The 25,052-nt window shown below is 54.1% G+C and carries 21 protein-coding genes; all 21 read left to right on the top strand.

Annotated features, from left to right (window positions below):
• The first annotated feature begins 44 nt into the window (after positions 1 to 44).
• Entirely contained in the window at positions 45 to 275 is a 231-nt protein-coding gene (locus Q3F21_RS12805) for an anti-sigma-F factor Fin (protein ID WP_340253097.1), read from the top strand.
• A gap of 198 nt (positions 276 to 473) precedes the next feature.
• Positions 474 to 4,022, top strand: coding sequence for a transcription-repair coupling factor (mfd, locus tag Q3F21_RS12810; RefSeq protein WP_340253098.1), 3,549 nt, complete (start codon positions 474 to 476; stop codon positions 4,020 to 4,022).
• Positions 4,023 to 4,055: 33 nt separating this feature from the next.
• Complete coding sequence (locus Q3F21_RS12815) at positions 4,056 to 5,129, top strand: peptidylprolyl isomerase (protein WP_340253100.1); 1,074 nt, start codon at positions 4,056 to 4,058, stop codon at positions 5,127 to 5,129.
• A gap of 227 nt (positions 5,130 to 5,356) precedes the next feature.
• Positions 5,357 to 5,899: a stage V sporulation protein T gene (gene spoVT / locus Q3F21_RS12820; protein WP_003390235.1), complete on the top strand. Its 543-nt coding sequence runs from the start codon at positions 5,357 to 5,359 to the stop codon at positions 5,897 to 5,899.
• A gap of 202 nt (positions 5,900 to 6,101) precedes the next feature.
• Positions 6,102 to 7,736: a putative polysaccharide biosynthesis protein gene (locus Q3F21_RS12825; RefSeq protein WP_340253102.1), complete on the top strand. Its 1,635-nt coding sequence runs from the start codon at positions 6,102 to 6,104 to the stop codon at positions 7,734 to 7,736.
• A 30-nt stretch (positions 7,737 to 7,766) separates the two neighbouring features.
• On the top strand, positions 7,767 to 9,254 hold the full coding sequence (mazG, locus tag Q3F21_RS12830; protein WP_340253103.1) for a nucleoside triphosphate pyrophosphohydrolase: 1,488 nt from the start codon (positions 7,767 to 7,769) through the stop codon (positions 9,252 to 9,254).
• Positions 9,251 to 9,544, top strand: coding sequence for an RNA-binding S4 domain-containing protein (locus Q3F21_RS12835; RefSeq protein ID WP_340253105.1), 294 nt, complete (start codon positions 9,251 to 9,253; stop codon positions 9,542 to 9,544). The genes mazG and Q3F21_RS12835 overlap by 4 nt, the downstream gene beginning before the upstream one ends.
• Before the next feature lie 144 nt (positions 9,545 to 9,688).
• Positions 9,689 to 10,363 carry a tetratricopeptide repeat protein gene (locus Q3F21_RS12840; RefSeq protein WP_340253107.1) on the top strand — a complete coding sequence of 225 codons (675 nt, stop codon included), beginning with the start codon at positions 9,689 to 9,691 and terminating at the stop codon, positions 10,361 to 10,363.
• 248 nt (positions 10,364 to 10,611) lie between these two features.
• Positions 10,612 to 12,672, top strand: coding sequence for a stalk domain-containing protein (locus tag Q3F21_RS12845; RefSeq protein ID WP_340253108.1), 2,061 nt, complete (start codon positions 10,612 to 10,614; stop codon positions 12,670 to 12,672).
• A gap of 226 nt (positions 12,673 to 12,898) precedes the next feature.
• Entirely contained in the window at positions 12,899 to 13,183 is a 285-nt protein-coding gene (gene yabP, locus Q3F21_RS12850; RefSeq protein WP_003390242.1) for a sporulation protein YabP, read from the top strand.
• Positions 13,180 to 13,755 carry a spore cortex biosynthesis protein YabQ gene (gene yabQ, locus Q3F21_RS12855; RefSeq protein WP_340253111.1) on the top strand — a complete coding sequence of 192 codons (576 nt, stop codon included), beginning with the start codon at positions 13,180 to 13,182 and terminating at the stop codon, positions 13,753 to 13,755. Before yabP ends, yabQ begins: the two co-directional genes overlap by 4 nt.
• 20 nt (positions 13,756 to 13,775) lie before the next feature.
• Positions 13,776 to 14,087, top strand: a complete 312-nt coding sequence (locus tag Q3F21_RS12860) for an FtsB family cell division protein (RefSeq protein WP_340253113.1) — start codon at positions 13,776 to 13,778, stop codon at positions 14,085 to 14,087.
• A 42-nt stretch (positions 14,088 to 14,129) separates the two neighbouring features.
• On the top strand, positions 14,130 to 14,495 hold the full coding sequence (locus Q3F21_RS12865; protein ID WP_340253116.1) for a S1 RNA-binding domain-containing protein: 366 nt from the start codon (positions 14,130 to 14,132) through the stop codon (positions 14,493 to 14,495).
• Positions 14,496 to 14,816: 321 nt separating this feature from the next.
• Positions 14,817 to 17,294, top strand: coding sequence for a stage II sporulation protein E (gene spoIIE / locus Q3F21_RS12870; protein WP_340253118.1), 2,478 nt, complete (start codon positions 14,817 to 14,819; stop codon positions 17,292 to 17,294).
• 199 nt (positions 17,295 to 17,493) lie between these two features.
• Positions 17,494 to 18,249, top strand: coding sequence for a DeoR/GlpR family DNA-binding transcription regulator (locus tag Q3F21_RS12875; RefSeq protein ID WP_340253121.1), 756 nt, complete (start codon positions 17,494 to 17,496; stop codon positions 18,247 to 18,249).
• Entirely contained in the window at positions 18,246 to 19,160 is a 915-nt protein-coding gene (pfkB, locus tag Q3F21_RS12880; protein ID WP_340253123.1) for a 1-phosphofructokinase, read from the top strand. The genes Q3F21_RS12875 and pfkB overlap by 4 nt, the downstream gene beginning before the upstream one ends.
• Positions 19,161 to 19,177: 17 nt before the next feature.
• Positions 19,178 to 21,211, top strand: coding sequence for a fructose-specific PTS transporter subunit EIIC (locus Q3F21_RS12885; RefSeq protein WP_340253126.1), 2,034 nt, complete (start codon positions 19,178 to 19,180; stop codon positions 21,209 to 21,211).
• 22 nt (positions 21,212 to 21,233) lie between these two features.
• Positions 21,234 to 21,494 carry an HPr family phosphocarrier protein gene (locus tag Q3F21_RS12890; protein ID WP_340253128.1) on the top strand — a complete coding sequence of 87 codons (261 nt, stop codon included), beginning with the start codon at positions 21,234 to 21,236 and terminating at the stop codon, positions 21,492 to 21,494.
• Positions 21,495 to 21,509: 15 nt separating this feature from the next.
• The gene (gene ptsP, locus Q3F21_RS12895) at positions 21,510 to 23,234 is read left to right on the top strand and encodes a phosphoenolpyruvate--protein phosphotransferase (protein WP_340253131.1); all 1,725 of its coding nucleotides are present in this window, start codon (positions 21,510 to 21,512) and stop codon (positions 23,232 to 23,234) included.
• 127 nt (positions 23,235 to 23,361) lie between these two features.
• The gene (locus tag Q3F21_RS12900; RefSeq protein WP_340253133.1) at positions 23,362 to 24,123 is read left to right on the top strand and encodes a VWA domain-containing protein; all 762 of its coding nucleotides are present in this window, start codon (positions 23,362 to 23,364) and stop codon (positions 24,121 to 24,123) included.
• Positions 24,113 to 25,045: a serine/threonine protein kinase gene (locus Q3F21_RS12905; RefSeq protein ID WP_340253136.1), complete on the top strand. Its 933-nt coding sequence runs from the start codon at positions 24,113 to 24,115 to the stop codon at positions 25,043 to 25,045. The genes Q3F21_RS12900 and Q3F21_RS12905 overlap by 11 nt, the downstream gene beginning before the upstream one ends.
• Positions 25,046 to 25,052: the final 7 nt, after the last annotated feature.

Below are 25,052 nucleotides of genomic sequence, written 5' to 3' on the forward strand. Positions count from 1 at the left end.
CTCCCGGTCATACTAAGCCTAGGAATGACTGGGGGGTATCGTAAATGAGCATTCGGTACGAGTGCCGCTGCTGCGGAGCAAGGATCGCGGAATTTGACGAATCCAGAGTGTCGGAAGAACAACTGGGGTTGAACTCCTTGACCGCAGAAGAGCGTGCTCTTATAATATCCAAAGAACTAGGGGGAGACACGGTCGTCAGCATCACGTGCGCATACTGCCGTGATGCGCTTCAGTTAAACCCGGAGCTCTCACTGGTTGGCAACCCGCTTCAATAAAGGGGAAACGCTTTCGAAGGCTTGCAAATACAAGGCCTTGGCTTGATGAGCTAAGGCTTCTTTTCGCATGGGCGACCGGCAGTGCGTTCAGCTTGTGATCCAGCCCCGCTGCTTGTCCGCAAGAAGGAATATCGAAAAGACTGCCAATTTTGGCGAAATGAGAGTTCGACACAGAAAAACCTGAGAGGGGACTAGTGAATGCAAGTCATCATTAACCCGATGAAACAGGACGCCAACGTCGGGACGATCGCCGCGGGTCTGGAAAGCGGGCTGCACGAACAGCTTGTTTCCGGATTGGCCGGCTCAGCGCGACAAGCGTTAATGGTCGCCGTCAAGCGAATGAGCGACCGTCCTGTCTGCGTCATTACCCATAACATGTTTCAGGCGCAAAAGGTGTACGAGGATTTGATCGAGCTTGTTCATCCAGATGACGTCTTGCTCTACCCTGGAAACGAGCTGATCGGATCGGAGCTGGCTATCGCAAGTCCCGATATCCTCGCACAGCGCATTCATGTATGCAACCGTTTGGCCAAAGGCTTTACGGGTTTTTTGGTTGCGCCGTTTGCCGGTCTGCGCCGCCTTGCCGTTCCGCCTCATGTCTGGAAGGAAGCGCAAATCGAACTGAACGTGGGAGAAGAGCTGGACATTGACGCCTTTTTGCTCCGATGTATCGAGCTTGGCTACGAACGGGTCGATATGGTGGAGAGAAAAGGCGAATTAAGTGTGCGCGGAGGGATCATCGACCTGTACCCGATCGACTCGGAATGGCCGGTGAGGATCGAGCTGTTCGACGTGGACATCGACTCGATCCGTACCTTTGATATGACCACGCAGCGCTCCCTGGAATCGACCCAATCCTACACCATCGGGCCGGCGAAAGAGATGATCGCCTCTACGGCCCTGCTTCAGGAAGCGGCTGTCCGCCTGGAGCAAAAGCTGGGCGAGACTGTCGCCAGGCTGAAGGATGGGGCCGCAAAAGAAAAAGTGGTTGAATACATCGGCGGAGACGTGGAGCGCTTGAAGCAGGGACAGCGTTTTGCCCATCTGTATTCGTACATCTCCGTTATGTATCCGACGAACGATACGCTGCTGTCCTACATGCCGTCCAACACGCTGTTGATCGTGGATGAACCGTCGCGTGTGCTGGATACGGCGGCGCAGCTGCAAAAGGAAGAAGCGGAGTGGCTGACCGGGCGGATTGCCGAAGGGGAATACATGGCCAATTTGACCTTGTCTCGTTCGTATGACGATACCGTCGCTTCCAAGAAGCGTCAGATCGTCTACCTGTCGTTGTTCCTGCGTCAGTCTCCCAAGACCCAGCCGCAAAACATTGTCAATCTGACCTGCCGCACCATGCAAAATTTCCACGGGCAGATGAATGTTCTCAAAACAGAGCTGACCCGTTGGAAAAAGTCGCAGGACCAGATCGTGTTTGTGGCGGCCGATCTGGAGCGGGCAAAACGGCTGGAGCGCGTGCTGCACGATTACGAGATGGAAGCCGATCTGCTGACGGATGAGGTCGTAGCCGTTCCGCCGGGCAGGCCGACCATTATTCTCGGAAATTTGCAAACCGGCTTCGAGCTTCCGCTAAACAAGCTGGTCGTGATTACGGAGGGCGAGGTATTTACCGCCAAGCAGCGGAAAGCGCGCAAGGTGCAAAAGGCGATCACCAACGCGGAGCGAATCAAAAACTACCTCGAGCTGAAACCGGGTGACTACGTCGTTCACGTCAACCACGGGATCGGAAAGTATTTAGGCATAGAAACCAAAGAAATACTCGGAATTCATAAAGATTACCTTCATATTCAATACGCGGGCGGAGACAGTCTGTTTGTTCCGATCGAGCAGATTGACCATGTTCAAAAATACGTCGCCAGCGAGGAAAGCCAACCGAAGATTTACAGCCTGGGCGGCAGCGACTGGAAGCGCGTCAAAACGAAGGTACAATCATCCGTCAAAGACATCGCCGAGGATTTGATCAAGCTGTACGCCGCGCGCGAAGCGGCGGTCGGCCATGCGTTTTCCCGCGATACCGCGGAGCAGCGCGAGTTTGAAGCGATGTTTCCGTACCAGGAGACGCCAGACCAGCTTCGGGCGATCTCCGAGGTCAAGTCCGACATGGAGAAAAGGCGTCCGATGGATCGGCTGGTCTGCGGGGACGTCGGCTACGGGAAGACAGAGGTGGCGATTCGGGCGGCGTTCAAGTCTGTCATGGACGGCAAGCAGGTGGCCGTACTGGTTCCGACGACGATTCTCGCCCAGCAGCATTACGAAACCTTCCGCGAGCGCTTTGCCGACTATCCGATCCGGGTGGAGGTATTGAGCCGTTTCCGTTCACGCAAGGAGCAGAACGCCACGATGAAGGGGCTGAAGGAAGGCACGGTCGACGTCGTTATCGGGACCCATCGCCTTTTGTCCAAGGACATTCAGTTCCGCGATCTGGGCATGCTGATCGTCGACGAGGAACAGCGTTTCGGGGTCAGCCACAAGGAGAAGCTGAAGCAGCTCAAAACCAATGTCGACGTTCTGACGTTGACGGCGACGCCGATCCCGCGGACTTTGCATATGTCGATGCTCGGTGTGCGCGACTTGTCTGTCATCGAAACACCTCCGGAAAATCGCTTTCCGGTCCAGACCTATGTCATGGAATACAGTCCGGCGCTTGTCCGGGAAGCAATCGAGCGGGAAATGGCCCGGGGAGGACAAGTGTTTTTCCTCTACAATCAGGTCCAGGGGATCGAGCAGATGGCCGAGCAAATTTCCATGCTCGTGCCCGACGCGCGCATTGCGGTGGCTCACGGACAAATGAACGAAAGCGAATTGGAAACCGTCATCCTCGACTTTTTGGAAGGCAACTACGATGTGCTGGTGAGTACGACGATTATTGAGACAGGGGTGGATATCCCCAATGTCAACACGCTGATCATTCACAATGCGGACAAGATGGGTCTGTCCCAGCTGTACCAGCTTCGCGGGCGTGTTGGCCGGTCCAACCGGATCGCGTATGCGTACTTCACCTACCAGCGTGACAAAGTGCTGACAGAGGTGGCGGAGAAGCGTCTGCAGGCGATCAAGGAATTTACCGAATTGGGCTCCGGCTTCAAAATCGCCATGCGCGACTTGTCCATTCGGGGTGCGGGAAATCTGCTGGGGGCCGAGCAGCATGGCTTTATCAATTCAGTGGGATTTGACTTGTACAGTCAAATGCTGAAGGATGCGATTGATGAGCTGAAAGGGGAAGTAAAGCAGGAAGCGGCTTCTCCAGTAGAGATCAACCTCCAGCTCGACGCGTATTTGCCGTCGATGTACATCACGGACAGCCGGCAAAAAATCGAGATGTACAAGAAATTTGTCGCTGTTTCGTCACTGGAGGATGTCGACGATTTGGCGGAAGAGCTGCTGGACCGCTTTGGACCTTTAACCAAGCCGGTTGAAAACCTGCTGACCATCTCCCGGTTGCGTGTATACGCCCTGGAACACCGGATCACGGAGATCAGCCAGAAAAATCCCGACGAGATCAAATTGGTCTTCCATCCAAGCCAGAACAACAACATCGACGGAGGGGCGCTGTTTGCCCTTGCCAGCAATTGGAGCAGACGGATAGGGTTGTCGGGTGGACAACAGATCACCATAACTGTTAAAGTAAAGGGGTTACGAGAAGACGAGGGCATACAGCTCGTCGAGAAGCTGCTCCGACAATTTCATTTGGTGCGTAAAGACACCAATACGGAAAGGCCCGTGTCCTGATGATGCGGGCTTCCTGAAGAAGGGAGAACCAAGATGAAACGATCTGTTGCTTTATTGTCATCAGCGGTATTGGTTGTATCTCTGATGACCGGGTGCGGTACAGCAGCGGAAAAGAATTCCGCAGCGAAGCCGGCTGATCAAACGCAGCAACCTGCGAACAACGGTGAACAGGCATCCCAGTCTGATGATGTGCTCGACCAGTTTAAAAAACTGACGCTGCCATATTCGGTTGATCCCAAAACCGCTATTGTGGAGTACCAGGGCGGAGTGTTGAGCGCGCAAGAATTCGAGACGTTCCTGCGTGTCATCAATTTCTTGAACCCGATGCAAGGGGCCATGATCGAAAGCGCCGATCAGGAGTCGTTGAAAATGTTTGCCCGTGAATATACAGCGACCAAAATTCTCGCTTCCCGGGCAGATGCAGCGATGGAAAAAGAGTCTCAGGAGCTTGCTGAAAAAACCTTCGAAAATCTGAAGGGGCAGTACCTGGGATTGCTCGGCAAGGACGAGTCCAAATTTGCCAAGCTTATGGAAAAGGAAGCGCTCGACAAGGACACCGTTGTCAAACAGATGGCCCTGATCAACAAGTCAATGGCTGTACTGAAAAAGAATATTGACGACGTCCAACTGAAGAAGGAGTACGAAGGCCTGGATAAAGAATCGATAACCGTGGCCTCCGTCCGTCACATTCTGGTTTCTTTTGAGAAGCACAACAACAATGAGAAAGAAGCCCTGAAAGTCGCCAACGATCTCTTGGCCCGCCTGAAAAAGGGTGAGGACTTTGCGAAGCTGGCGAAGGAAAAGACGGACGACTCAGGCAGCCAGGAAACCGGCGGTTTGTACGAAAACGCCGAAGTAAGCCAGTGGGTGCCGGAGTTCAAGGATGCCGCACTGACGCTGCCGCTCAACCAGATCAGTGACCCGGTCAAGACTTCTTACGGTTACCATATCATGAAAGTGGAAAGCCGCAAGGAAAGAACCTTTGAAGAAATGAAAACCGAACTGCAGAACAAAATGCTTGAGCAGGAGTACGACAAATTCAATAAGGAAGAGCTGGACAAGCTGATTACGAAGTACAATATTCCGCAGCCAAAACCAGCATCCTAATAAGGAAAACAGGGGGCCCAGGGTTCCCTGTTTTTTCGTTTTCTCGCATATATTTGAAGCCCCGGCGAATACTATAGTCACTCGCTACCGCCCGGGGGAGAGTACAGAAACAAGCTGGAAAATGTTGCAGCCGATGGTCCGTAGTTAAAATGAGAATCTGAGGAAAAAATACAGCTAACCACCAACTCATTCACAACCCACTTCTCAGGAAAGCGAGGCAACATGACATGAAAGCAACTGGTATTGTTCGTCGAATCGACGACCTCGGTCGGGTCGTGATACCAAAGGAAATTCGCCGTACATTGCGCATTCGCGAAGGCGATCCGCTGGAGATTTTCGTGGATCGCGACGGGGAAGTCATTCTGAAAAAGTACTCCCCGATCGGCGAACTGGGTGATTTCGCCAAGGAATATGCGGACTCTCTGTATGAGAGCTTGAACCATACCGTCCTGATTTCCGACCGCGACAGTGTCATCGCTGTATCGGGTGCATCCAAGAAGGAGTACATGGAGAAAGCAATCGGCAGCATCGTCGAGAAATGCCTGGAGGAGCGAAAAACGCGTCTGGAGAAAAACGCGGGTACTTATGAAATCTGTCGCGATTACAGCGAGAACTACGGTTCCTTCGTCGTCTCTCCGATCGTGGCTGGCGGCGACCCCATCGGCTCTGTCATTCTCCTCACCAAAAGCGAGACGACGAAAATGGGCGATCTGGAAACGAAAATGGCAGAAACCGCGGCAGGTTTCCTGGCCAAACAAATGGAACAGTAGCTTGGACAAGAACAGCCTCGATACAACAGCCTCGATACGAGGCTGTTTTTTTTGTCCGGCAACGATGGAAGCTATCGCTTCCGAAGGTTCCGTCAGGCGTTTTCATTTGCAAGCGGACGGGTAGCTTGTCCATTTTTTTGTGGAGAGATGGTTGTGGTATAATGTACGCAGTTTGTGTTTGGAGAGGGGAACGTTCACACACATGGCTCAAGAAAAGGCATCTGTACAATTTGTGAAAGGCGCCGCAATTTTGGGAGCGGCCGGTCTTGTCTCCAAGCTGCTGGGTGCGGTGTACCGGATTCCGTACCAAAACATTGCCGGTGACATCGGTTTGTATGTGTATATGCAGGTGTACCCGCTCTATACGGCCTTGTTGATTTTAGCCACTGCGGGCTTTCCTATCGCCATTTCCAAAATAGTGTCGGAGCGCGTCGCTGTCGGTGATCCGGCGGGAGCGCGCAAGGCGTTTCGCGTTGCCAGCATGACGCTGGTGATGCTCGGTCTGTTTTTCTTCCTGTTGTTATACGGGGGTGCAGGAGTGATCGCCAGAATTATGGGGGACGAGCATCTGACCCAGCCTCTCCGGGCAGTCGCCTGGTCGCTTCCGCTCGTGCCGATGGTTGCAATATTGCGCGGTTATTTCCAAGGACAGCAAAACATGATGCCAACCGGTGTGTCCCAAGTAATGGAACAACTGGTCCGGGTCGTCTTTATTCTGGTGGCCGCCTTTTGGGCGATGAACGTATATCAGGACGCGTATCTGGCAGGGACAGGTGCTGTATTTGCGGCGTTTCCCGGAGCGGTGACAGCTGTTCTCGTCCTTTTGTGGTATTGGCGAAAGGACAAGCTGACGGGACCGTTGTCCGCAGCCCAAGAGGCTCCTGCCAGCCGGTCAAGCTGGTCCAACCGCCAGGTGATCCGGAGTTTGCTCTATTACGCTTTGCCGATTTGCTTGGGGGCGCTGGTTCTGCCCTTGGTTCCACTTGTGGATTCGCTCACGGTCGTCAATATGCTGCAGTGGAGCGGCATGAATGAAGATGCGGCCAAACTGCTCAAAGGGGCGTTCGACCGAAGTCAGCCGCTGATTCAGTTCGGGACGTTCTTTGCCACCTCTCTGTCGCTCGCGCTCGTTCCGGCTATCAGCGAAGCGGTAGCCCAGCGGCAGCCGAGGGTCATTGCGGGAAGGTCGGAGGTCGCCATCCGTCTCACTTTTTTGCTCGGTTTGCCGGCTTCCTTCGGTTTGGCACTGCTGGCCGAACCGATCAATGTCATGCTCTACGGTGACGATAAAGGCACCCAGGCTCTGGCGATTCAATCGTTTACAATCTTGTTTGCTACGTTGAGCATTGCCAGCGCCGGCATTTTGCAAGGGCTCGGGCGAGTCATGAGACCTGCTCGCAACCTGTTTATCGGCGTAATGGTCAAGATGATCTTCAATCTGGCCCTGGTGCCGCTCTGGGGGATTTCCGGGGCTGCAGCCGCGACAGTGCTGGCGTATTTCGTTGCCATGGGATTAAATGTACTGGCTGTACGGAAATACACCGGAGCCCGGATCGGACTCAAGCGTATCGTGTGGAGACCGTTTTTATCGGTATTGGCTATGGCAGTGGTCGTTCTTGTCGTGGAATGGGGATTGCTTCTCTCGCTGGAGGGCGCCCTTGCATCCAAACGGCTCCTGCATACCATTGTCGGTCTCGTAACCGTAGCGGCAGGCGGCGCTGTCTATCTGGTCGCCTTGCTCAAAACAGGCGGGCTGACGCTGGCGGACATCCGCTTTTTGCCGAAGGGAGAGCGCATCGCTTCCTTGCTCGTTCGTTTCAACCTTTTGCGTAAATAGTTCACTCGATAAAAGGAGGCTCTCTGCCTTATGAATCCAAAAGGCATCATTACAGTAGTTGGCCTTGGCGCAGGCGATCTGGACCAGCTGCCCTACGGTCTGTACCGAACGCTTACGGGAGCCGGCAATCTGTATGTACGGACCAGTGAGCACCCTGTCTTGTCCCAGTTGGCGGGGGATGTGACGTACACCTCATTTGACGATATATACGAGCGGCACGGAAGCTTTGACCAGGTCTATGCAGAAATTGCCGAAACGCTGCTCGCCAAAGCCGCTGAGGAGAAAGAAATCGTGTATGCCGTACCCGGACATCCTCTGGTCGCAGAGCGGACGGTTCAGATGCTGCTTCAAGAGGGACCGGGACGTGGCGTGCAAATCGAGGTCGGGGGCGGTCAGAGCTTTTTGGACCCGCTGTTCGCTCGTCTCCGCATCGATCCGATCGAGGGCTTCGCTCTGCTTGACGGTACGGCTCTGCAAGCAAGTCAGGTGAATCCCGGCTTGCATACGATCATTGCACAGGTATACGACAAGCTGGTTGCCTCCGAGGTCAAGCTTACATTGATGGAGGTACTGCCAGACGAGTATCCGGTCACGGTAGCGACGGCCGTAGGAGTCAAAGATATGGAGCGGATCGATACGGTGCCGCTTTATGAGCTGGACCGGCTTGATCACTTCGGCAATTTGACGTTGGTCTACATACCCCAGGCCAAGGATGAGGCAGTACTGTACCGGCAATTTTCCTTCCTCAAGGACATTGTCGCCACGCTGCGGAGTCCGGAAGGCTGTCCCTGGGATCGGGAGCAGACCCACCAGAGTATCCGCAAGAATTTGATCGAAGAGACTTACGAGGTCTTGGAAACGATCGACGATGAAGACCCTGACGCCATGTGCGAGGAGCTGGGAGACCTTTTGATGCAGATCATGCTCCATTCGCAAATGGCGGCCGAAGAGGGGTATTTCACAGTCGATGACGTCGTGGCCGGCTTGAACCAGAAGCTGATTCGCCGCCATCCGCACGTCTTTGGCGACAAGAGCGCGGACGATGCAGGGGAAGCGTTGGCCAACTGGCAGGAAATCAAGGCGCAGGAAAAAGCGGCAAAAGGGATCGATTCGGAACGGCAGTCCAAACTGGCCGGCATCCCACGTGATTTGCCAGCCCTGATGTACGCCTACAAGCTGCAGAAGAAAGCAGCCCAGGTCGGCTTTGATTGGGACGATGTCGCGGATGTTTACAAAAAGATCGAAGAAGAATATCAGGAGCTGCGGACAGCGACGGAAGAAGAGCGCGCCGGCGAGCTGGGCGATCTGTTGTTTGCGGTCGTCAACCTGGCCCGTTTCCTGGGGCTGGACCCGGAAGAAGCGCTAGTCCTGACCAACCGGAAATTTACCAGCCGTTTTGCCTACATTGAGAAAAAACTGCAAGAAGCGGGACGCAGCTTCGACGACACCAGCCTGGAAGAGATGGACCGGTGGTGGGAAGAAGCCAAACGAATGGGACGAGGGGAGAATGAGAGATGAGACTGGACAAGTATCTCAAGGTATCGCGATTGATCAAACGGCGGACACTGGCAAAAGACGTGTGCGACCAAGGCCGCATCGAGATCAATGATCGACCGGCCAAGGCCTCCAGCTCGGTAAAAATAGGCGACAAGCTGGCCATCCGCTTCGGACAGAAGATCGTGATGGTCAAAGTGGAGGACATCAAGGAAAATCCGCGGAAAGAAGAGGCGGCCACGCTCTACTCCGTAATCGGCGAAGTGCCGGTGCCCCGTGACGAAAAAGAGGAAAACGAATATCTGAAGGGGTAGCTGAAAAAAGCCCATTTACCCGACAAGAGGAGACCTAACGGAAGGGTCGTCCTCTTTTTTGTGCCATTAATTGACAAGCTATTTGCAAACTTCGTATAGTGTTAGAAGTCAGAAAAAGTATCTGAGACGCAAAGGAATGAGACCGTGGGAAAAGTGATGTTGTTTTCGTTGCTATGGTGGATAACGGGAAACCCGTTCGTGGCGATTCTGATCATTCTGATCGTTCTCTACGTACTGGATATGCGCTTTGTCCGGTTGCTTCCGGACGTCACCGGCCCGTTTCGGCGGAATCGGCGCCTGGCAGCCCTCAAACGAACGCTCCAGCTGAACCCGCATGATTCGTCTGCCAAAATGGAGGCTGCCCGACTGTTCATGGAAAAAGGGGAGTACAAAGAGGCGCTAGCCAACCTTGATGAAATATCCCAAGTGATGCAGGAATCGGCCGAGTACATCAGTGAACGGGGAACCTGCCTCTTGAAGACAGGCCGCATTGCGGAAGGAGAGGAGGCCCTTTTGCAAGCGCTGAAGCTGAATCCGCGGGTAAAATACGGCGAGCCGTATTTGCGCTTGGGTGAGGCCTTTGCTAAAGAAAACCAGCCGGAAAAAGCGCTCTCCTATCTGGAAGAGCTGGCCGGCATGCATAAGTCATCAGCCGAGGTGTATTACAAGCTTGGCAAGCTCTACGAGGACTTGAACCAAAAAGAAAAGGCGAAGCAGGCATACAGGGAAGCGGTGGAGGTGTACCGGGGGTTGCCCAAGTACAAGAAAAGGACGGAGAGACGCTGGGCGCTGCTCTCTTGGCTAAAGGGCTTGGGTTAAGGGCAAAAGAGCCTTCAATCCTTCAAAGCCTTGATAATGAATACAGCAACACAGCAGACTGCCACCACGTGCAGTCTTTTTTTTATACAGGAAAAAACGGCATACCCAAACTCGCGCAGGCAGCGCGTCAGGAAGCGACCGGCAGTTGAGGAGGACCGCCGGTTACGAAATCGTTACCTGTTTGTAACGATTTTTCCCTAGCGTTTTCCTATGATGGAGAGAGTTGCATGGAAAAGGAGGCGTTTGTGATGCACAAAAGCGCAAAAAAAGGTCTGGCTGCGCTGATGGCGGCCACGGTATTGACAGCACCGTTAGCCATGAGTCCGATGTCGGCTTATGCCCTGTCCGTGGACGATGTATCCGCCGACGATACAGATACGGGAGAGAAAACTGACTATAAGATTGAGTTTGAAATCGATGAGGCTTTGAAAAGAGGAGACGAGATTACCGTTACGTTTCCTTCCGGGTACTCCCTAAAAAAAGTAAGCGAATCCGATGTTACGCTCAGGGATAAAAGCAAAATCAGTCTCGACAAGGTCAAGGTAGGCTCCAGAGATATAACGATAACCGTCGATGAAAAAATTTCCTCAAGAACTACGCTCACTTTGGAGATCGAGAACGTTACCAATCCGTCGAGCAAAGGCGACTATACGATCAAAGTCAAGACAGACCGTGAACGCTACGACGACAAAGATATCACGATCGGCAAAGGCTCTTCCTCCAAAGGCAGCTCCAAGGATTTCGACGTAAGCCAGAGCAGCTACGAGGAAGGCGCGACCACTTCGATCACGCTTGGCAAAATCGAACTGTCCAAGTCGGACAAATTGAAAAAGGGAGAATACATCTACGTCGATTTTCCTGACAGGGACATGCTGCCCAAAAAGATAGACGACTCCGATGTGAAAGTGAACGGGTCCAAGGCGGATGACGTACGGATTACCAACAGCGACTCGATCCGGATCAAGGTTCCGAAAGGCGCGGACAAGGACAACTATATCAAGCTCGAGTTCTCCTCATCGGCTGAAATCAGGAATCCGTCGTCTGCAGGCAGCAAGTACTTGTACAAGGTTTCCTATAACGACAGAAAATATGAATCCAAAACCTTTGAAGTCAAGGGCGGCAAAAAGAAGGCATTTGATGTAAGGCTTTCAGACAAGGGAGTGGGGGCGCGCACCAGCTACAGCTTTGACATCAGCCTGAACGAGAGGGTGTACGCAAATACGCCTGTAACGGTAGAGTTTCCTCGTTCAGAGATGGTTCCGCCGATCTTATCCAATCTGTATGTAAAAGTAAACGGTTCAGAGGTCATGTCGCTCGGCGTCAGCGGCAGCAAAGTATACTTCCATACCCCAAGCGGTTTTGGCAACAGCAGCAAGCTGAATATCGAATTCGAGTACGACGCATTTCTGCGCAACCCGAGTACGCCTGGCTCTTATGAAATCGTCGTGACCGCCGACGGAAGAAAATACTATTCCGAAAGCTTTAGTATCTCTGGCGCTCCGATCATCAATCCGACCAATCCTACAAATCCGATGACTCCTTCGGCAACGCCGGTGCCGACAGACAACAACACGGCAACGCTGACCTTGACCAAAACGGCACCGCAGGCAGTTACTGGCATGCAGGTGGCGATCCGGTCGCTGGGCGCTCCGCTGGTCAGGAACAGAGATTTTATCGAGATTGTCATGCCGGTCGGGTTCCGCGTGCCGGCGTACATCGCTCCGCAGGCCGTAACGGTAAACGGAGTATCCGCAGCCTTTGTCGGCGCCCGCGGACAAAATCTGATCATCGTGCCGTCGCAGGATATTCCGGCGAGATCGGGTGTGAACATTAACCTGGTGGAGACAGCTGGAATTGCAACTCCGGCTACAGGCGGAGTCTACAGCATTGGCGTTTATTCATCCGAGGAGCCGGGTCTGTTGTTTGCCCGTACGGTCAATGTCGTACCGAATAATTCCGTGACCTTCCAGGCGAGCATCGGTTCGTTTATGAAAAACGGCAAGAAAATTGCATTGCCGGCAGCGCCATTTGCAGTCAACGGCCATACCTTGATGCCTGCACCGTTCTTCCGTGACGGTCTGGGAGTCTCGACCACGTTCACAAATGCCACTGCCAAGATCGTGGGCAATGGCAAAACCATTCAATTCAAGGTAGGCTCCAACGTTGCGACCGTCAACGGAAAGTCTGTCACCCTGCCGGTAGCGGTACAAGCGAGAAACAACGTGCCGGTCGTACCGCTCCGATTTGTACTGGATCAATTGCAGTACAAGATTTCCTACAACAACGGCAGCTACGCAGTTTTCAAATAAAGCCGCCAGCATTAGCGTGAGAGAACCGAATTTATGCAAATCGGTTTCTCACGCGCCGATATAGCTTCAGAAAGAGGAGTATCTCTCGGGAGGAGACCGGAGATACCCCTCTTTTTTCTTTTCGTCCGCCAAAGAAGCGAAGATCGTGAAGGCTTGTTGTTCTAAAAGGACATCCCCCTCCATATTTATGGTACAAGAACGAGGTACCGTGAGGAGGGCGAAAAGAATGAACGACCACGTGAAGCGGCCACGGCACGAAGTCGTAATGATCAATCGCCGCAGTTTGGCGATTTCGGGTGTAAAGAACGTCGAAAGCTTTGATAGCGAGGAGTTTCTCCTGGAGACGGAAGGCGGCTTTTTAACCATACGAGGGCAAAACCTGCACATGAAAAACCTGAGCCTGGAGACCGGCGAAGTGGCGATTGAGGGCTTGGTGCACGAGATGGCTTATCTGGAGCAAGGGCAGGCCACAGACCGGTCGAGAGGATTCTTCGGGAAGTTATTCAAGTGAGTATCGCGGTTCAACTGCAAACGGTGCTGGCCATGTCGGTTTGTGGGGCTTTAATGGGGATGGGGTACGACACGTATCACGTATTTGCGGGCAAGGGCAGGCTTCCGGCTTGGGTAACCTTTTTTCTCGACATTTTGTTCTGGGCGGGAAGCATGGGTGTCGTGTTTTGGGTCCTCGTCCGGGTAAACGACGGGGTTGTCCGGTTTCCCATCTTCATCGGCATGCTTCTCGGAGCCTGGGTGTATTTTATAATAGGTAGTAAGAAGTATGTGCAATTTCTTTACGCCGTGATAAAATTCTTACGGTGGTTATATCGAACCATAGTACTAATCATCAATACGTTAATCGTCCGCCCCATACTGCTTTTGTACAAACTGGTTTTCATGCTGGTCACCTTTCTTATGACGATCGTGTTGACCATTTTCGGGTATGGATGGAGGATCATTCGCACGCTCATGTCTCCTTTTGTCAGATGGGGTCAGCAATTGGGGAAAAATTTATACAGGAAATGGGCAGGGTTTTGGCGTAATTGGAAGAAGTGGTTATTCTCCGGGAAGAAGCAGAAGAAGTAACAGCAATCGAGGTGGCAAACATGCGAACGGCAACCCCCCCTCAAGTGAATAATCGAAAAGGGCAAAAGCGGAGAATCCGCCTTGTTCTCTTCTTCGTCCTCTGCCTGTTTGTTTGGGCTGGCTATACGCTATACGTACAAAGCGGGGATCTGGCCGAAAAGAAGGCCGAGCTGGAAGCGCTCAAGCAGGAAATGGAAACGGTTCAAGCGCGGCAAGCGGAACTGACGTACAAGGCAAGCCGTCTGTACGACCAGGATTACATCGCGGAGTTGGCGCGGAAGCAATTTTTCTATACAAAGCCGGGCGAAAGTATATACGTGATTCCGGAGTAGACGTTCAGGGATATCTTCACCAAAGGGAGGCCTTTCACGTCCATGGGAGTCGAAGTGGGGAGCAAACTGGAAGGGAAAGTGACAGGCATCACGAAGTTCGGTGCTTTCGTAGAATTGCCCGGAGGAGAGACGGGGCTTGTTCACATCAGTGAAATCGCGTCCACCTATGTAAAGGACATCAACGATCATCTCAAGCTTGGAGACAAGGTTACGGTCAAGGTTCTCAATATCCGCGACGGGAAAATCGGTCTCTCGATAAAAAAAGCGCAGGAGAAAGAAAGGTCGCCCCGCCATCAGCGTGATCGGATGGAAGGGTTTGAAGACAAGCTCAGCCGGTTCATCAAGGAGAGCGAAGACCGCCAGACAACTCTCAGAAAAAAGCGGGACAAGAGGGGAAGCGGACGTTGATCCTCTTGATTTCTGAGTATTGCGAGTTTTCTTATTTACAAAAATGCGCAAAATGACGAGAGAATGAGGAAGGGCATTTCAAAATCATGACGAATCTATTATGACAAGCCCGTTTCGCTAAGCGCGAATCACCTGTCAGCCGACGTAGACCGCCAAAACGTCGGTTCTTTTTTTTATCCAAAACAGGCCGGCTTTTTTTGTCCAAATGCGTCAATGATTTTGTCGCACGATTTTAGGAATACGCCTTGGTTTTTTGACAAATTTTACAGCACCCCCTTCGTATAATGGGAACCATTGATATGAAAACGGGGTGGTGTAGCGATGATGATAAACAAGGACGTTACCAGTACGGGACACATGTGGACACGGCGAATCTCGCAGCAATGGGATGCCACAACGGGATCATGGGGAGAACGCATCGCGGAAACAGCCGAGAAATGGAAGCTGCTGCCCTTCCTGATGGGTTTTTTGCTGGGACGAGCTCTGATCCTGGAGGAGTTGACTCCTTTTATCGTTCCGTATTTTATGGTCATGTATTATCTTCGCAAAGACAGTATCTTCGCATGCGGGGTTGCTCTTGTATTGGGCGCCTTTACCCATACAGTTCCGATGGGCCTTCAGGCCGTGATGAGCGTGGCGCTGGCACTGGCGGTCTGCAAATGGAGCGAACGGCTGCGGCGCAAGGACTTCTCGAGGACTCCTCTGTTTGTCTTGATCACCGTCTTTGCCAGCCATTTGTTGTTTGCCGCCATCACCAATCAGGTGACGACCTACAAGCTGGTTATGGTTGCGGTGGAGTCGGTGCTCAGCTTTGTCCTCACTTTGATATTTATTCAATCCCTGTCGATCATCCATCTGGCCAAACCGTATGAGCCGCTGAAAAGCGAAGAGGTCGTATCGCTGGTGATCCTGCTCGCGTCATTGATGACCGGCACGGTAGACTGGACGATCGACGGTCTCTCCATGGAGCACGTCCTGTCCCGGTATGTGCTTCTCCTGTTTGCCTTTACCGGCGGGGGAACGATCGGAGCCGCTGTCGGAGTGGTCACGGGCCTGATTCTCAGTCTGGCCAATGTAGGTGCGCTGATGCAGATCAATCTTCTCGCTTTCTCTGGTCTGCTTGCGGGCCTTTTAAAGGAAGGGGGCAAGGTTGGCGTATCGGCCGGCTTGCTGATCGGAACCGCCATCCTGGCCATTTACGGCGGAGCGGAGGAAACCCTTTACCTGTCGCTGGTTGAGACGGGCCTCGCGATCATCCTGTTTTTGCTGACCCCGGCTGTCGTGTGGAAAAACGTCTCTCGATTTATCCCCGGCACGCCGGAAAATCTGCAATCCCATCAAGAGTACATGCGCCGAGTCCGGGATGTGACCGCGGGCAAGATCCAGCAATTCTCGGAGCTGTTTACCCAGCTGTCCAGAAGCTTTGCCCAAACGGCCGCCGATACCGAAGAACGCGATGAAGAGGCGGACGCATTTTTGAGCCGGGTGACCGAGTTTACCTGCCAAAAATGCTGGAAGCGGGAGCAGTGCTGGGAAAAAGATGCGGAGGCTGTCTACCAAGGGATGCGCTGGCTGATCGACCAGGTGCAGGAGACCGGAACGCTCGCAAATGTCACTCCGCCGCGCGACTGGGAGCGAAAGTGCGTCAAAACAGAAAAAGTGATGACGGTGATGGAGCAGGAGTACGACCGCCAGCTGGCGTTTGAGCTATTGAAAAAGCAGGTGAGGGAAAGCCGCAAGCTGGTAGCGGACCAGCTGTCCGGAGTATCGCGGGTCATGAGCGATTTTGCCCGCGAGATTCAGCGCGAAGGAATGGAGCTGAGCCTGCAGGAGAGGCAAGTGTCCCAGGCGCTGGAGGGGCTGGGGCTGTCTGTGCGGCGTGTGGAAATCCACAATTTGGAGGAAGGGAAAGTCGACATCGAGATCAGCCAGCCCACCTGCTACGGAAGGGATGAATGCGCCAAAATCGTCGCTCCGATGCTGACGGAGATTTTGGGAGAGAACATCGTGGTGAAAGAGCGGCACTGCGAAGCGCAAAGGGACGGAACCTGCACCATGTGTCTGGCCTCGGCGAAAACCTTTGAGATCGACATCGGCATTGCCGGAGCGGCCAAGGACGGGAAGCTGCTATCGGGAGACAGCTTTCGGACGATGGATTTGGGCAATGGCAAGATGGCGCTGGCGATCAGCGACGGGATGGGGAACGGCGAGCGGGCGTTTCTCGAAAGCCAGTCGGCGCTGGATATGCTGCAGCAGCTGCTCCGTTCCGGCATAGACGAAAAGCTGTCGATCAAAACCGTCAACTCGGTTTTGGCTCTCCGCTCAACGGACGAAATGTTTGCGACGGTCGATTTGGCATTGATCGATTTGCAAACGGCCCACACCCGATTCATCAAGATCGGGTCTACGCCAAGCTTTGTCAAGCGCGGGGCAGATGTCATCACCATTACGGCCAACAATCTGCCGGTCGGCATTCTGGAAGAGATCGAGGTGGATGTCGTCTCCCGCACCTTGAAGCCGGGCGATCTTTTGATCATGATGTCAGACGGGATTTACGAAGCGCCGCGGCACATCGAGAATCGCCAGGCGTGGATGAAGCGGATTCTCTCCGAATTTCAGACAAATGATCCCCAGGAGGTGGCCGACCTACTGCTGGAACGCGTGATCCGGCAGCACTCCGGCAAGATCGTCGACGACATGACCGTGCTGGTGGCGAGAATTGACAGATTTGTCCCGCAATGGTCGGCGATCCAGGTACACGGGATGCCGAAGCTGGAGCGGCCGAGGATCGTAAGTTAAAGGACAAATAGGGAATAGATAAGGTAGCTGCTGACGGAGCAGGCTGCCTTTTTTGTTGATCTGATCTGACTGAAATTGATTGATTTTCTGTTTTTGTGATCAATATTGATTATTTTTGATTGTTCATGATTGGTTTTTGTTCTATAATGGAATCGAATCAGAACATTCTTTTGTTGCTTGCTGGAGAAAGGAGGTTGTCATGCTAACTCCGGAACGTCATGAAATGATTTTGAGCGCACTCAAGGAAAAAGGCGTTGTCCGCATTCACGAGCTTGTGGAGATGACCGGCGCATCCGAATCTACGGTGAGGCGAGACCTCAGCGACCTGGAAGAGCAACGACGGTTAAAGCGTGTCCATGGCGGAGCGGCACTTTTGCAAAGCAAGATCGAAGAGCCCTCCATTCAGGAAAAAGCGGTGAAAAACGAGAAAGAAAAGGTGGCCATTGCCAAGTATGCCGCCAGTTTGATTGAAGAAGGCGATTCTATTTTCATCGATGCGGGAACAACCACGTATCAGATGCTCGCTTTCATTCCACATGAGAATATCATCGTGGTGACGAACGGACTCGATATCGCCATGCAGCTAAGCCAGCGGAAGATCAAAACCATTTTGCTCGGCGGCGAAATGAAAGCGGCTACATTGTCGCTGGTGGGCCGCGATGCTGTCAATACAATCAGCCGGTACCGTTTCGACAAATGCTTTTTGGGCATGAATGGCATTGACAAAAGGCACGGACTGACCACGCCCGACCCGGATGAAGCCTATGTCAAACAGCTTGCGCTTCAATACGCCGACGAGCGCTTTGTCCTCTGCGATTCGAACAAGTTTTCCCGAGTGACTTTTGCCAAAGTGGGAGAAATAGATAACGTGACTGTCATCACCGATGACGGCTTGTCCCAGGAAGAACAGCGGGAATACGAAAAACTGACACAACTAAAAGTGGTGGAAGCATGATTTATACAGTGACCTTGAATCCTTCGATCGACTATCACGTCTGGATTGACTCCTGGGCGGAGGGACAGATTCACAAGGCACAAAAAGAGAAGAAGGTGGCGGGAGGCAAGGGCATCAACGTGTCCAAGGTCCTGCGCAACCTGAAAATGGACAGCGTTGCTCTCGGATTTGCGGGAGGCCACTCGGGCGCGTTTATCGCGGAGCAGCTGGAGCGGGACGGCATCCGGCACGAGTTGATCGAGATCGAACAGGAATCGCGCCTGAATATCAAAATCAAAGCCCATATCGAGACCGATATTAGCGGGGTTCCGCCGGAAATTCCGCAGGAAGCGCTGGCCAAGCTCCATGCGAAGCTGGACAAACTGACGGCCGAAGACTACCTGGTCCTGGCCGGAAGCGTGCCCCGCGGGGTTCCGCAGCATATTTACCAGTCCATCATGGAGCGTCTGGGTCCAAAAGGCGTGCGCATTTTTCTGGACGCGAGCGGAAAAGCGCTGGCAGACGGCTTGGCCCAGCGACCATTTTTGATCAAGCCGAATCATCACGAGCTCGGAGATTTGTTCGGCGTGAACATTTCGTCGCAATCGGACGCCATTTTCTACGGAAGAAAAGCGCTTGAGGCGGGAGCTCAAAATGTCATCGTCTCGATGGCAGGAGAGGGCGCCGTCTTTGTCAACGGCGAGACGGCTTTCACGGCTCGTATCCCAAAACAGGACCCGGTCAATTCCATAGGAGCCGGAGATTCAGTGGTAGCCGGCTTTTTGTACGCATATGCCAAAGGGATGGAGCTGGCTGAGGCATTCCGCTTTGCCGTAGCGGCAGGGAGCGCCACCGCCTTGTCGGAAGGCTTTTGCACGCACGAGAAAATCAAAGCGTTTTCTCCGCAGATATCCATCGGCAGGGTGGAATGATAAGGGGGGTCACAAATATGTCGGATCAGATTCGCATCGGGGATTTGCTGAAAGAAGATACCATTATCCTCGCCCTTGAAGCTTCGACCAAGGAAGCGGCGCTGGACGAGCTGATCGCCAAGCTGGATGAGGCAGGCCGGTTGAACAGCAGGGACGGGATGAAAGCAGCCATTCTCGCCCGCGAAGCGCTTGGCTCTACCGGTATCGGCGAGGGAATTGCCATACCGCATGCAAAGACAGCGGCGGTAAAGAGGCCAAGCATCGCGTTTGGCTTTTCCAAACAAGGCATCGACTTTGATTCGCTGGATGGAACAAAAGCGCATCTGTTCTTCATGATCGCGGCAACGGAAGATGCCAATCGGGCCCATCTGGAAACGCTGGCGCTGCTCTCCCAGATGCTGATGGACGAAGCCTTCCGCGAGCGGCTGAGGGCAGCCGGAACAAAGGAAGAAGTGCTGGAGATCATCTCCGCCAAGGAGCGGGAGATCAAAAGCGAGCAGGAAGAACAGTCGGGGGAGACAACCGCAGCTGAAGCGACGGACAATCAGACCGCGATGCAAGGCGGCGAGGGCGAAGCGCTGGAAAGCGCAGCGTCGAATCCGGCCGGATCGGCGGCTTCCGCAGATGCGGTCTCTGCCGGCGAGGCTGGCAGCTCCAAACCAGGGCAGCCAAAAGTGGTCGCAGTGACCGCCTGCCCGACCGGGATCGCGCATACGTACATGGCTGCCGACGCGCTGAAGAAGAAAGCCGGGGAAATGGGCATCGTCATCAAAGTGGAGACGAACGGCTCGGGAGGCGTCAAAAACAAGCTGACCCCAGAGGATATCCGGGACGCCGCTGCCGTCATCGTCGCGGCCGACAAGCAGGTCGAGATGGAACGGTTCGCCGGGAAAGTAGTCATTGAAGTGCCGGTCGCCGAAGGGATTCGCCAACCGGAAGCCTTGCTGAGCCGGGCGGTCGATCAGGAAGGGAAGACGTACGAGGGCAGCAGGCAGAAGAGCGAGGCAGCTGAGGCTGCTGACGAAAAGGGAGCGAAGCAATTCGCCTTTTACAAGCACCTGATGAATGGCGTATCCAATATGCTGCCGTTTGTCGTGGGCGGCGGCATTATCATTGCGCTGAGCTTCATGTTTGGCATCAAGGCATTTGATCCGAAAGATCCGAGCTTCCATCCGTTTGCCAAAGCGTTGATGGACATCGGCAGCGGGACAGCGTTTGCGCTGATGATTCCCGTGCTGGCCGGATTTATCGCCCAAAGCATCGCCGACCGGCCGGGCTTTGCGCCGGGTATGGTGGGCGGGATGCTGGCGGCCGCGAGCGGCGCCGGATTTCTCGGCGGCCTCATCGCCGGATTTCTCGCAGGGTACATCGTGCTTGGCTTGAAAAAGCTGTTTGCAAGACTGCCTCAGTCCCTGGAAGGGCTAAAGCCGATGCTGATTTACCCGCTGCTCGGCATATTGCTGACGGGCCTGGTCATGGTCTTCGTCATCTCTGAGCCTTTGGCGGCAGTGAACGCGGGGCTTAGCGACTGGCTGAAAAACATGAATCAAGGAAATGCGGTCATCCTCGGGGTTATCCTCGGAGCGATGATGGCCTTCGATATGGGCGGACCGTTCAACAAAGCGGCGTTTACGTTCGGGATTGCGATGATTGCCGAAGGAAACTTCGGTCCGCATGCGGCGATCATGGCCGCAGGGATGACACCGCCTCTCGGATTGGCGTTGGCGACGATGCTGTTTAAGAAAAAATTTACCGCCGAGGAACGGCAGGCGGGGAAAACGGCATACGTTTTGGGGGCATCCTTCATCACCGAGGGAGCCATCCCGTTTGCGGCTGCAGACCCGACCCGCGTCATTCCTTCGACGATGCTTGGTTCGGCGGTGGCCGGCGGGCTGTCGATGTTCTTTGGATGCACGCTGCCTGCACCCCACGGGGGCATATTCGTTCTCCCGGTCATCGGCAACGCCGGGATGTACGTGGTCTCGATTGTGGCGGGTACGATCGTCACCGCGCTGATGGTCAATCTGCTGAAAAAGGAAGCAGTCAAATAACCGTACAAGGAGTGGAATCATCATGTTGACGAAATCTTTCATTATGAAAAATCCGACCGGGCTGCATGCGCGCCCTGCGTCCCTGTTCGTTCAAAAGGCGACAGCTTACGCGTGCGAGATCAATGTGATCAAAGGCACGAAAAAAGTAAACGGAAAAAGCATTATGGGCCTGATGACGCTCGGTGCGGCAAAAGGCGATGAAATTACACTGGAAATCAACGGCGAAGGGGAACAACAGGCGATGGAAGAGCTGGGAGGCTTGCTCGAAGCGGTCCATGAATAAGTAAGGGGCGATCACATGGTTATCCAAGGCATTGCGGCAGCTCCGGGCATCGTCATCGGACGTGCGGTGGTCAAAGGCAGCGAAGAAATCCGCTATGAACGCCGGACCGTCGATGAAGGACAGAGGGCTGCGGAAGTCGAGCGGTTTCAACGCAGTATCAAGGATGCTCATCAGGAACTGGAGCTGATCAAGGAAAAAACCCGTCACGGCATCGGAGAAAAAGAAGCGGCCATTTTCGAGGCTCACCAGCTGTTTTTGCAGGACCCTGACTTCATCGGCGCGATTGAAACGAAGATAGCGACCGAAGGGGTAAATGCGGAAGCGGCAGTAGAAGAGGTGCGAGACAGCTTTGTCGTGTTGTTCGAAAGTATGGAGAACGAGTATATGCGGGAGCGGGCAGCCGATCTGCGCGATGTAAGCCGGCGCGTGCTGCGAAAGCTGCTCGGGATCGCGGAACAGCTGGATACGGGTCTGAGCGGCCCTATTGTTCTCGTTGTTCATGATTTGACTCCATCCGATACGGCGCAGCTTGATCGGGAGAAGGTGAAAGGGTTTTTGACGAATATCGGGGGCCGCACGTCTCACTCGGCGATCATGGCCCGCACGATGGAAATTCCGGCGGTAGTCGGGCTGTCTGGGATCACAGAGCAGGTTCAGACTGGGGATACAGTCATCGTGGACGGTCTGGAAGGAAAGGTGTTCATACAGCCGGACGAGATGGTGATCCGCACGTATGAACAAAAGCAGAAGGCCTATGCGGAGCAAAAAGAGGTTTGGAGCCGGCTGGCAAAAGAAGCGACCGTAACCAAAGACGGCAAGCGGGTGGAGCTGGCTGCCAACATCGGCAACCCGCAGGATGCCGTGCAGGCGCTTGAAAACGGAGCCGAGGCGATCGGGCTGTTCCGAACCGAGTTTTTGTACATGGGAAAAGACCGGTTCCCGACAGAGGAAGAGCAGTTTGAGGCTTACAAGGCCGCTGCAGAGGCGATGGGCGACAGGCCAGTCGTGATCAGGACGCTGGATATTGGCGGGGACAAGGAGCTTTCCTATTTGGAGATGCCAAAGGAGTTGAACCCGTTTCTCGGCTATCGCGCCATCCGCCTTTGCCTGGACCATCCCGAGCTGTTCCGGACACAGCTGCGTGCCTTGCTCAGAGCGAGCGCGTACGGGGGCATCAAAATCATGTACCCGATGATTGCGACACTGCGGGAGCTGCGCAGGGCAAACCAACTGCTGGAGGAAGTGAAAACGGATTTGCGCAGCAGCCAAATCCCGTTTAACGAAAACCTCGAGGTTGGAATCATGATCGAAGTCCCGGCGGCAGCGATGATCGCCGACCAGTTGGCCAGGGAAGTGGACTTTTTCAGTATCGGCACGAACGATCTGATCCAGTACACGATGGCCGCCGATCGGATGAACGAGCAGGTCTCCTACCTGTATGACCCCTTTCATCCCGCAGTATTGAGACTGATCCGGCAAGTGGTCAGGGCGGCCCATCAAGGGGGAAAATGGGTCGGCATGTGCGGAGAAATGGCCGGGGAAGAGCTGGCGGTGCCGATCCTGCTTGGGCTGGGCCTGGACGAATTCAGCATGAGCGCGACGTCCATCCTGAGGACCCGCCATCTGCTAAAGCAGTTGGATGCGACTGAGATGGAAGCTGTCGCCGAGCAGGTGCTTACGCTGGAGTCTGGGGAAGACATCAGAGCGTATATAAAGGAAAATGTGATAAGCAAGCTGTAGCATGTGTACTGGAGAAGGATTGCAGGAGGGCTTTCATCAAGTCTCCGGCAATCCTTCTGGTATGTTTCCCCTTTGCGCTGTCGATACTGGTTACCAATACAGGCAAGACAGAATGGGGAGATGACTAGTGAAAGAAGCAACCTTACGGCAAATATTGGTGGTGACGGACGGCTGCTCCAACTCCGGCATGAGCCCGGTTGCGGCTGCGACCCTGGCCAGAGAGCAGGGGATCACAGTAAACGTCATCGGCGTGATTGAAAAAGGCGAGATGGGCGAACAGGGAGAAAGGGAAATTCGCGACATGGCCGAAGCGGGCGGCGGCTTGTACGACATCGTGTATCCGCAGCAATTGGCCCAAACCGTGCAGATGCTGACCCGACAGGCGATGACGCGGACGATTCACCAGGTCGTAAGCAAAGAATTGAAAGAGATTTTGGGCGATTCAGCCATAGAGGGCTTGGTTCCCGAAAAACGTGTCCAGGTAGCTGGGATGGTAGACGAGCTGGGCGAACGAAGCCGGCTCGATGTAGTCATGCTTGTCGACTCCTCCGGGAGTATGAAGCCGAAGCTTGCAGCTGTACAGCAGGCGATCCACGACTTCAGCATCAGCCTTCGCTCGCGAAGCGGACAAAGCCGAATGGCTGTTTGTTCATTTCCTGGGAAACAAAATCACCTCGATGTCCGCATCCCGTGGACAGAGGAAGTCGATCAGGCGCATCAGCTGACTTCCGGTCTGACGATGAGCGGCATTACGCCGACCGGACCGGCGATTATCGAGGCCATTGCGCTGTTTGAGCACGTCAAGCTCCCAACCGGCCTGCGCGAACGTTACGGGCATAACGAGCTCGAAGACGACGGTCAAGGCAGTTTGAGAGACCATGTCTTTTAATCGCTCTATTCCCAAGCTGCCCCCACAGTTTCGCGGAAAGTGGAACAACAAGGCGTATCATGTCCTGCGGGAGCTCGGGCGTGGCGCCAATGGGGCTGTCTATCTGGCGACTCAGGACGGAATCCGGCGGGCTGTGAAAGTAGGAGCCGAAGGCATGGATATTCTCATGGAAGTCCATGCGCTGAAAAGCGTTCAGCAGGGGCGGGAGGCGCAGGTTAGCGTCGCTCCGCTCCTCTGTGACGTGGATGATCTGGTCATTGACGGGCGGGCATGTACCTTTTACGCGATGGAATACCTTGACGGCGAGCAGCTGGATCAGTTCGTTCAGCGTGCGGGGACGGACTGGGTGCCGGTTTTGATGATCCAGCTTTTGGCCAGACTCGCTGTTCTGCACAGCAGGGGCTGGGTTTTCGGCGATTTGAAGCCGGAAAACGTGATCGTGACCCGTGCCGACAGCCAGGTGCGGCTGATCGATTTTGGCGGTGTCACGAAAAAGGGAAGCGCGGTAAGACAGTTCACCGAGGACTATGACCGGGCTGCCTGGCATGCGGGCGACAGACGTGCCGAGGCGGCCTACGACCTTTTCTCTCTCGCGGTCATGACGGTCCGTCTGGCGAGCGTCCCGGAAGTTTGGAAGAGTTCTCGAACACAGCCGCGTCAAACCAGTCTGCTCTGTGATATAATACGGAACAACGACAGCCTTTACCCGTATCGGATTCCGCTCATCAAGGCCTTTCACGGCCAGTATGCGGGAGCGGAAGAAATGAAAAGCGATATGCTGGCCATCGTACAAGGGCGTGCGACTGCCGGAAAGAAAAAGAAGGCGTCGGGCTCCGGTTCATCGGGCATCTGGATAGGCGGTCTGTTTGTCGCGTCCATGCTGCTTTTGGCCGGAACATTGTACTACGCATGGATGATGTGAGGGGTGT

Source organism: Brevibacillus borstelensis, from assembly GCF_037834415.1.
GTDB classification, from domain to species: domain Bacteria; phylum Bacillota; class Bacilli; order Brevibacillales; family Brevibacillaceae; genus Brevibacillus; species Brevibacillus borstelensis_A.

Bases quoted from the DNA above. Each gene is read 5' to 3' on its own strand.
- Q3F21_RS12805 (WP_340253097.1), top strand. From the start codon at position 45: ATGAGCATTCGGTACGAGTGCCGCTGCTGCGGAGCAAGGATCGCGGAA.
- mfd (WP_340253098.1), top strand. From the start codon at position 474: ATGCAAGTCATCATTAACCCGATGAAACAGGACGCCAACGTCGGGACG.
- Q3F21_RS12815 (WP_340253100.1), top strand. From the start codon at position 4,056: ATGAAACGATCTGTTGCTTTATTGTCATCAGCGGTATTGGTTGTATCT.
- spoVT (WP_003390235.1), top strand. From the start codon at position 5,357: ATGAAAGCAACTGGTATTGTTCGTCGAATCGACGACCTCGGTCGGGTC.
- Q3F21_RS12825 (WP_340253102.1), top strand. From the start codon at position 6,102: ATGGCTCAAGAAAAGGCATCTGTACAATTTGTGAAAGGCGCCGCAATT.
- mazG (WP_340253103.1), top strand. From the start codon at position 7,767: ATGAATCCAAAAGGCATCATTACAGTAGTTGGCCTTGGCGCAGGCGAT.
- Q3F21_RS12835 (WP_340253105.1), top strand. From the start codon at position 9,251: ATGAGACTGGACAAGTATCTCAAGGTATCGCGATTGATCAAACGGCGG.
- Q3F21_RS12845 (WP_340253108.1), top strand. From the start codon at position 10,612: ATGCACAAAAGCGCAAAAAAAGGTCTGGCTGCGCTGATGGCGGCCACG.
- yabP (WP_003390242.1), top strand. From the start codon at position 12,899: ATGAACGACCACGTGAAGCGGCCACGGCACGAAGTCGTAATGATCAAT.
- Q3F21_RS12860 (WP_340253113.1), top strand. From the start codon at position 13,776: ATGCGAACGGCAACCCCCCCTCAAGTGAATAATCGAAAAGGGCAAAAG.
- Q3F21_RS12865 (WP_340253116.1), top strand. From the start codon at position 14,130: ATGGGAGTCGAAGTGGGGAGCAAACTGGAAGGGAAAGTGACAGGCATC.
- spoIIE (WP_340253118.1), top strand. From the start codon at position 14,817: ATGATGATAAACAAGGACGTTACCAGTACGGGACACATGTGGACACGG.
- Q3F21_RS12875 (WP_340253121.1), top strand. From the start codon at position 17,494: ATGCTAACTCCGGAACGTCATGAAATGATTTTGAGCGCACTCAAGGAA.
- pfkB (WP_340253123.1), top strand. From the start codon at position 18,246: ATGATTTATACAGTGACCTTGAATCCTTCGATCGACTATCACGTCTGG.
- Q3F21_RS12885 (WP_340253126.1), top strand. From the start codon at position 19,178: ATGTCGGATCAGATTCGCATCGGGGATTTGCTGAAAGAAGATACCATT.
- Q3F21_RS12890 (WP_340253128.1), top strand. From the start codon at position 21,234: ATGTTGACGAAATCTTTCATTATGAAAAATCCGACCGGGCTGCATGCG.
- ptsP (WP_340253131.1), top strand. From the start codon at position 21,510: ATGGTTATCCAAGGCATTGCGGCAGCTCCGGGCATCGTCATCGGACGT.
- Q3F21_RS12905 (WP_340253136.1), top strand. From the start codon at position 24,113: ATGTCTTTTAATCGCTCTATTCCCAAGCTGCCCCCACAGTTTCGCGGA.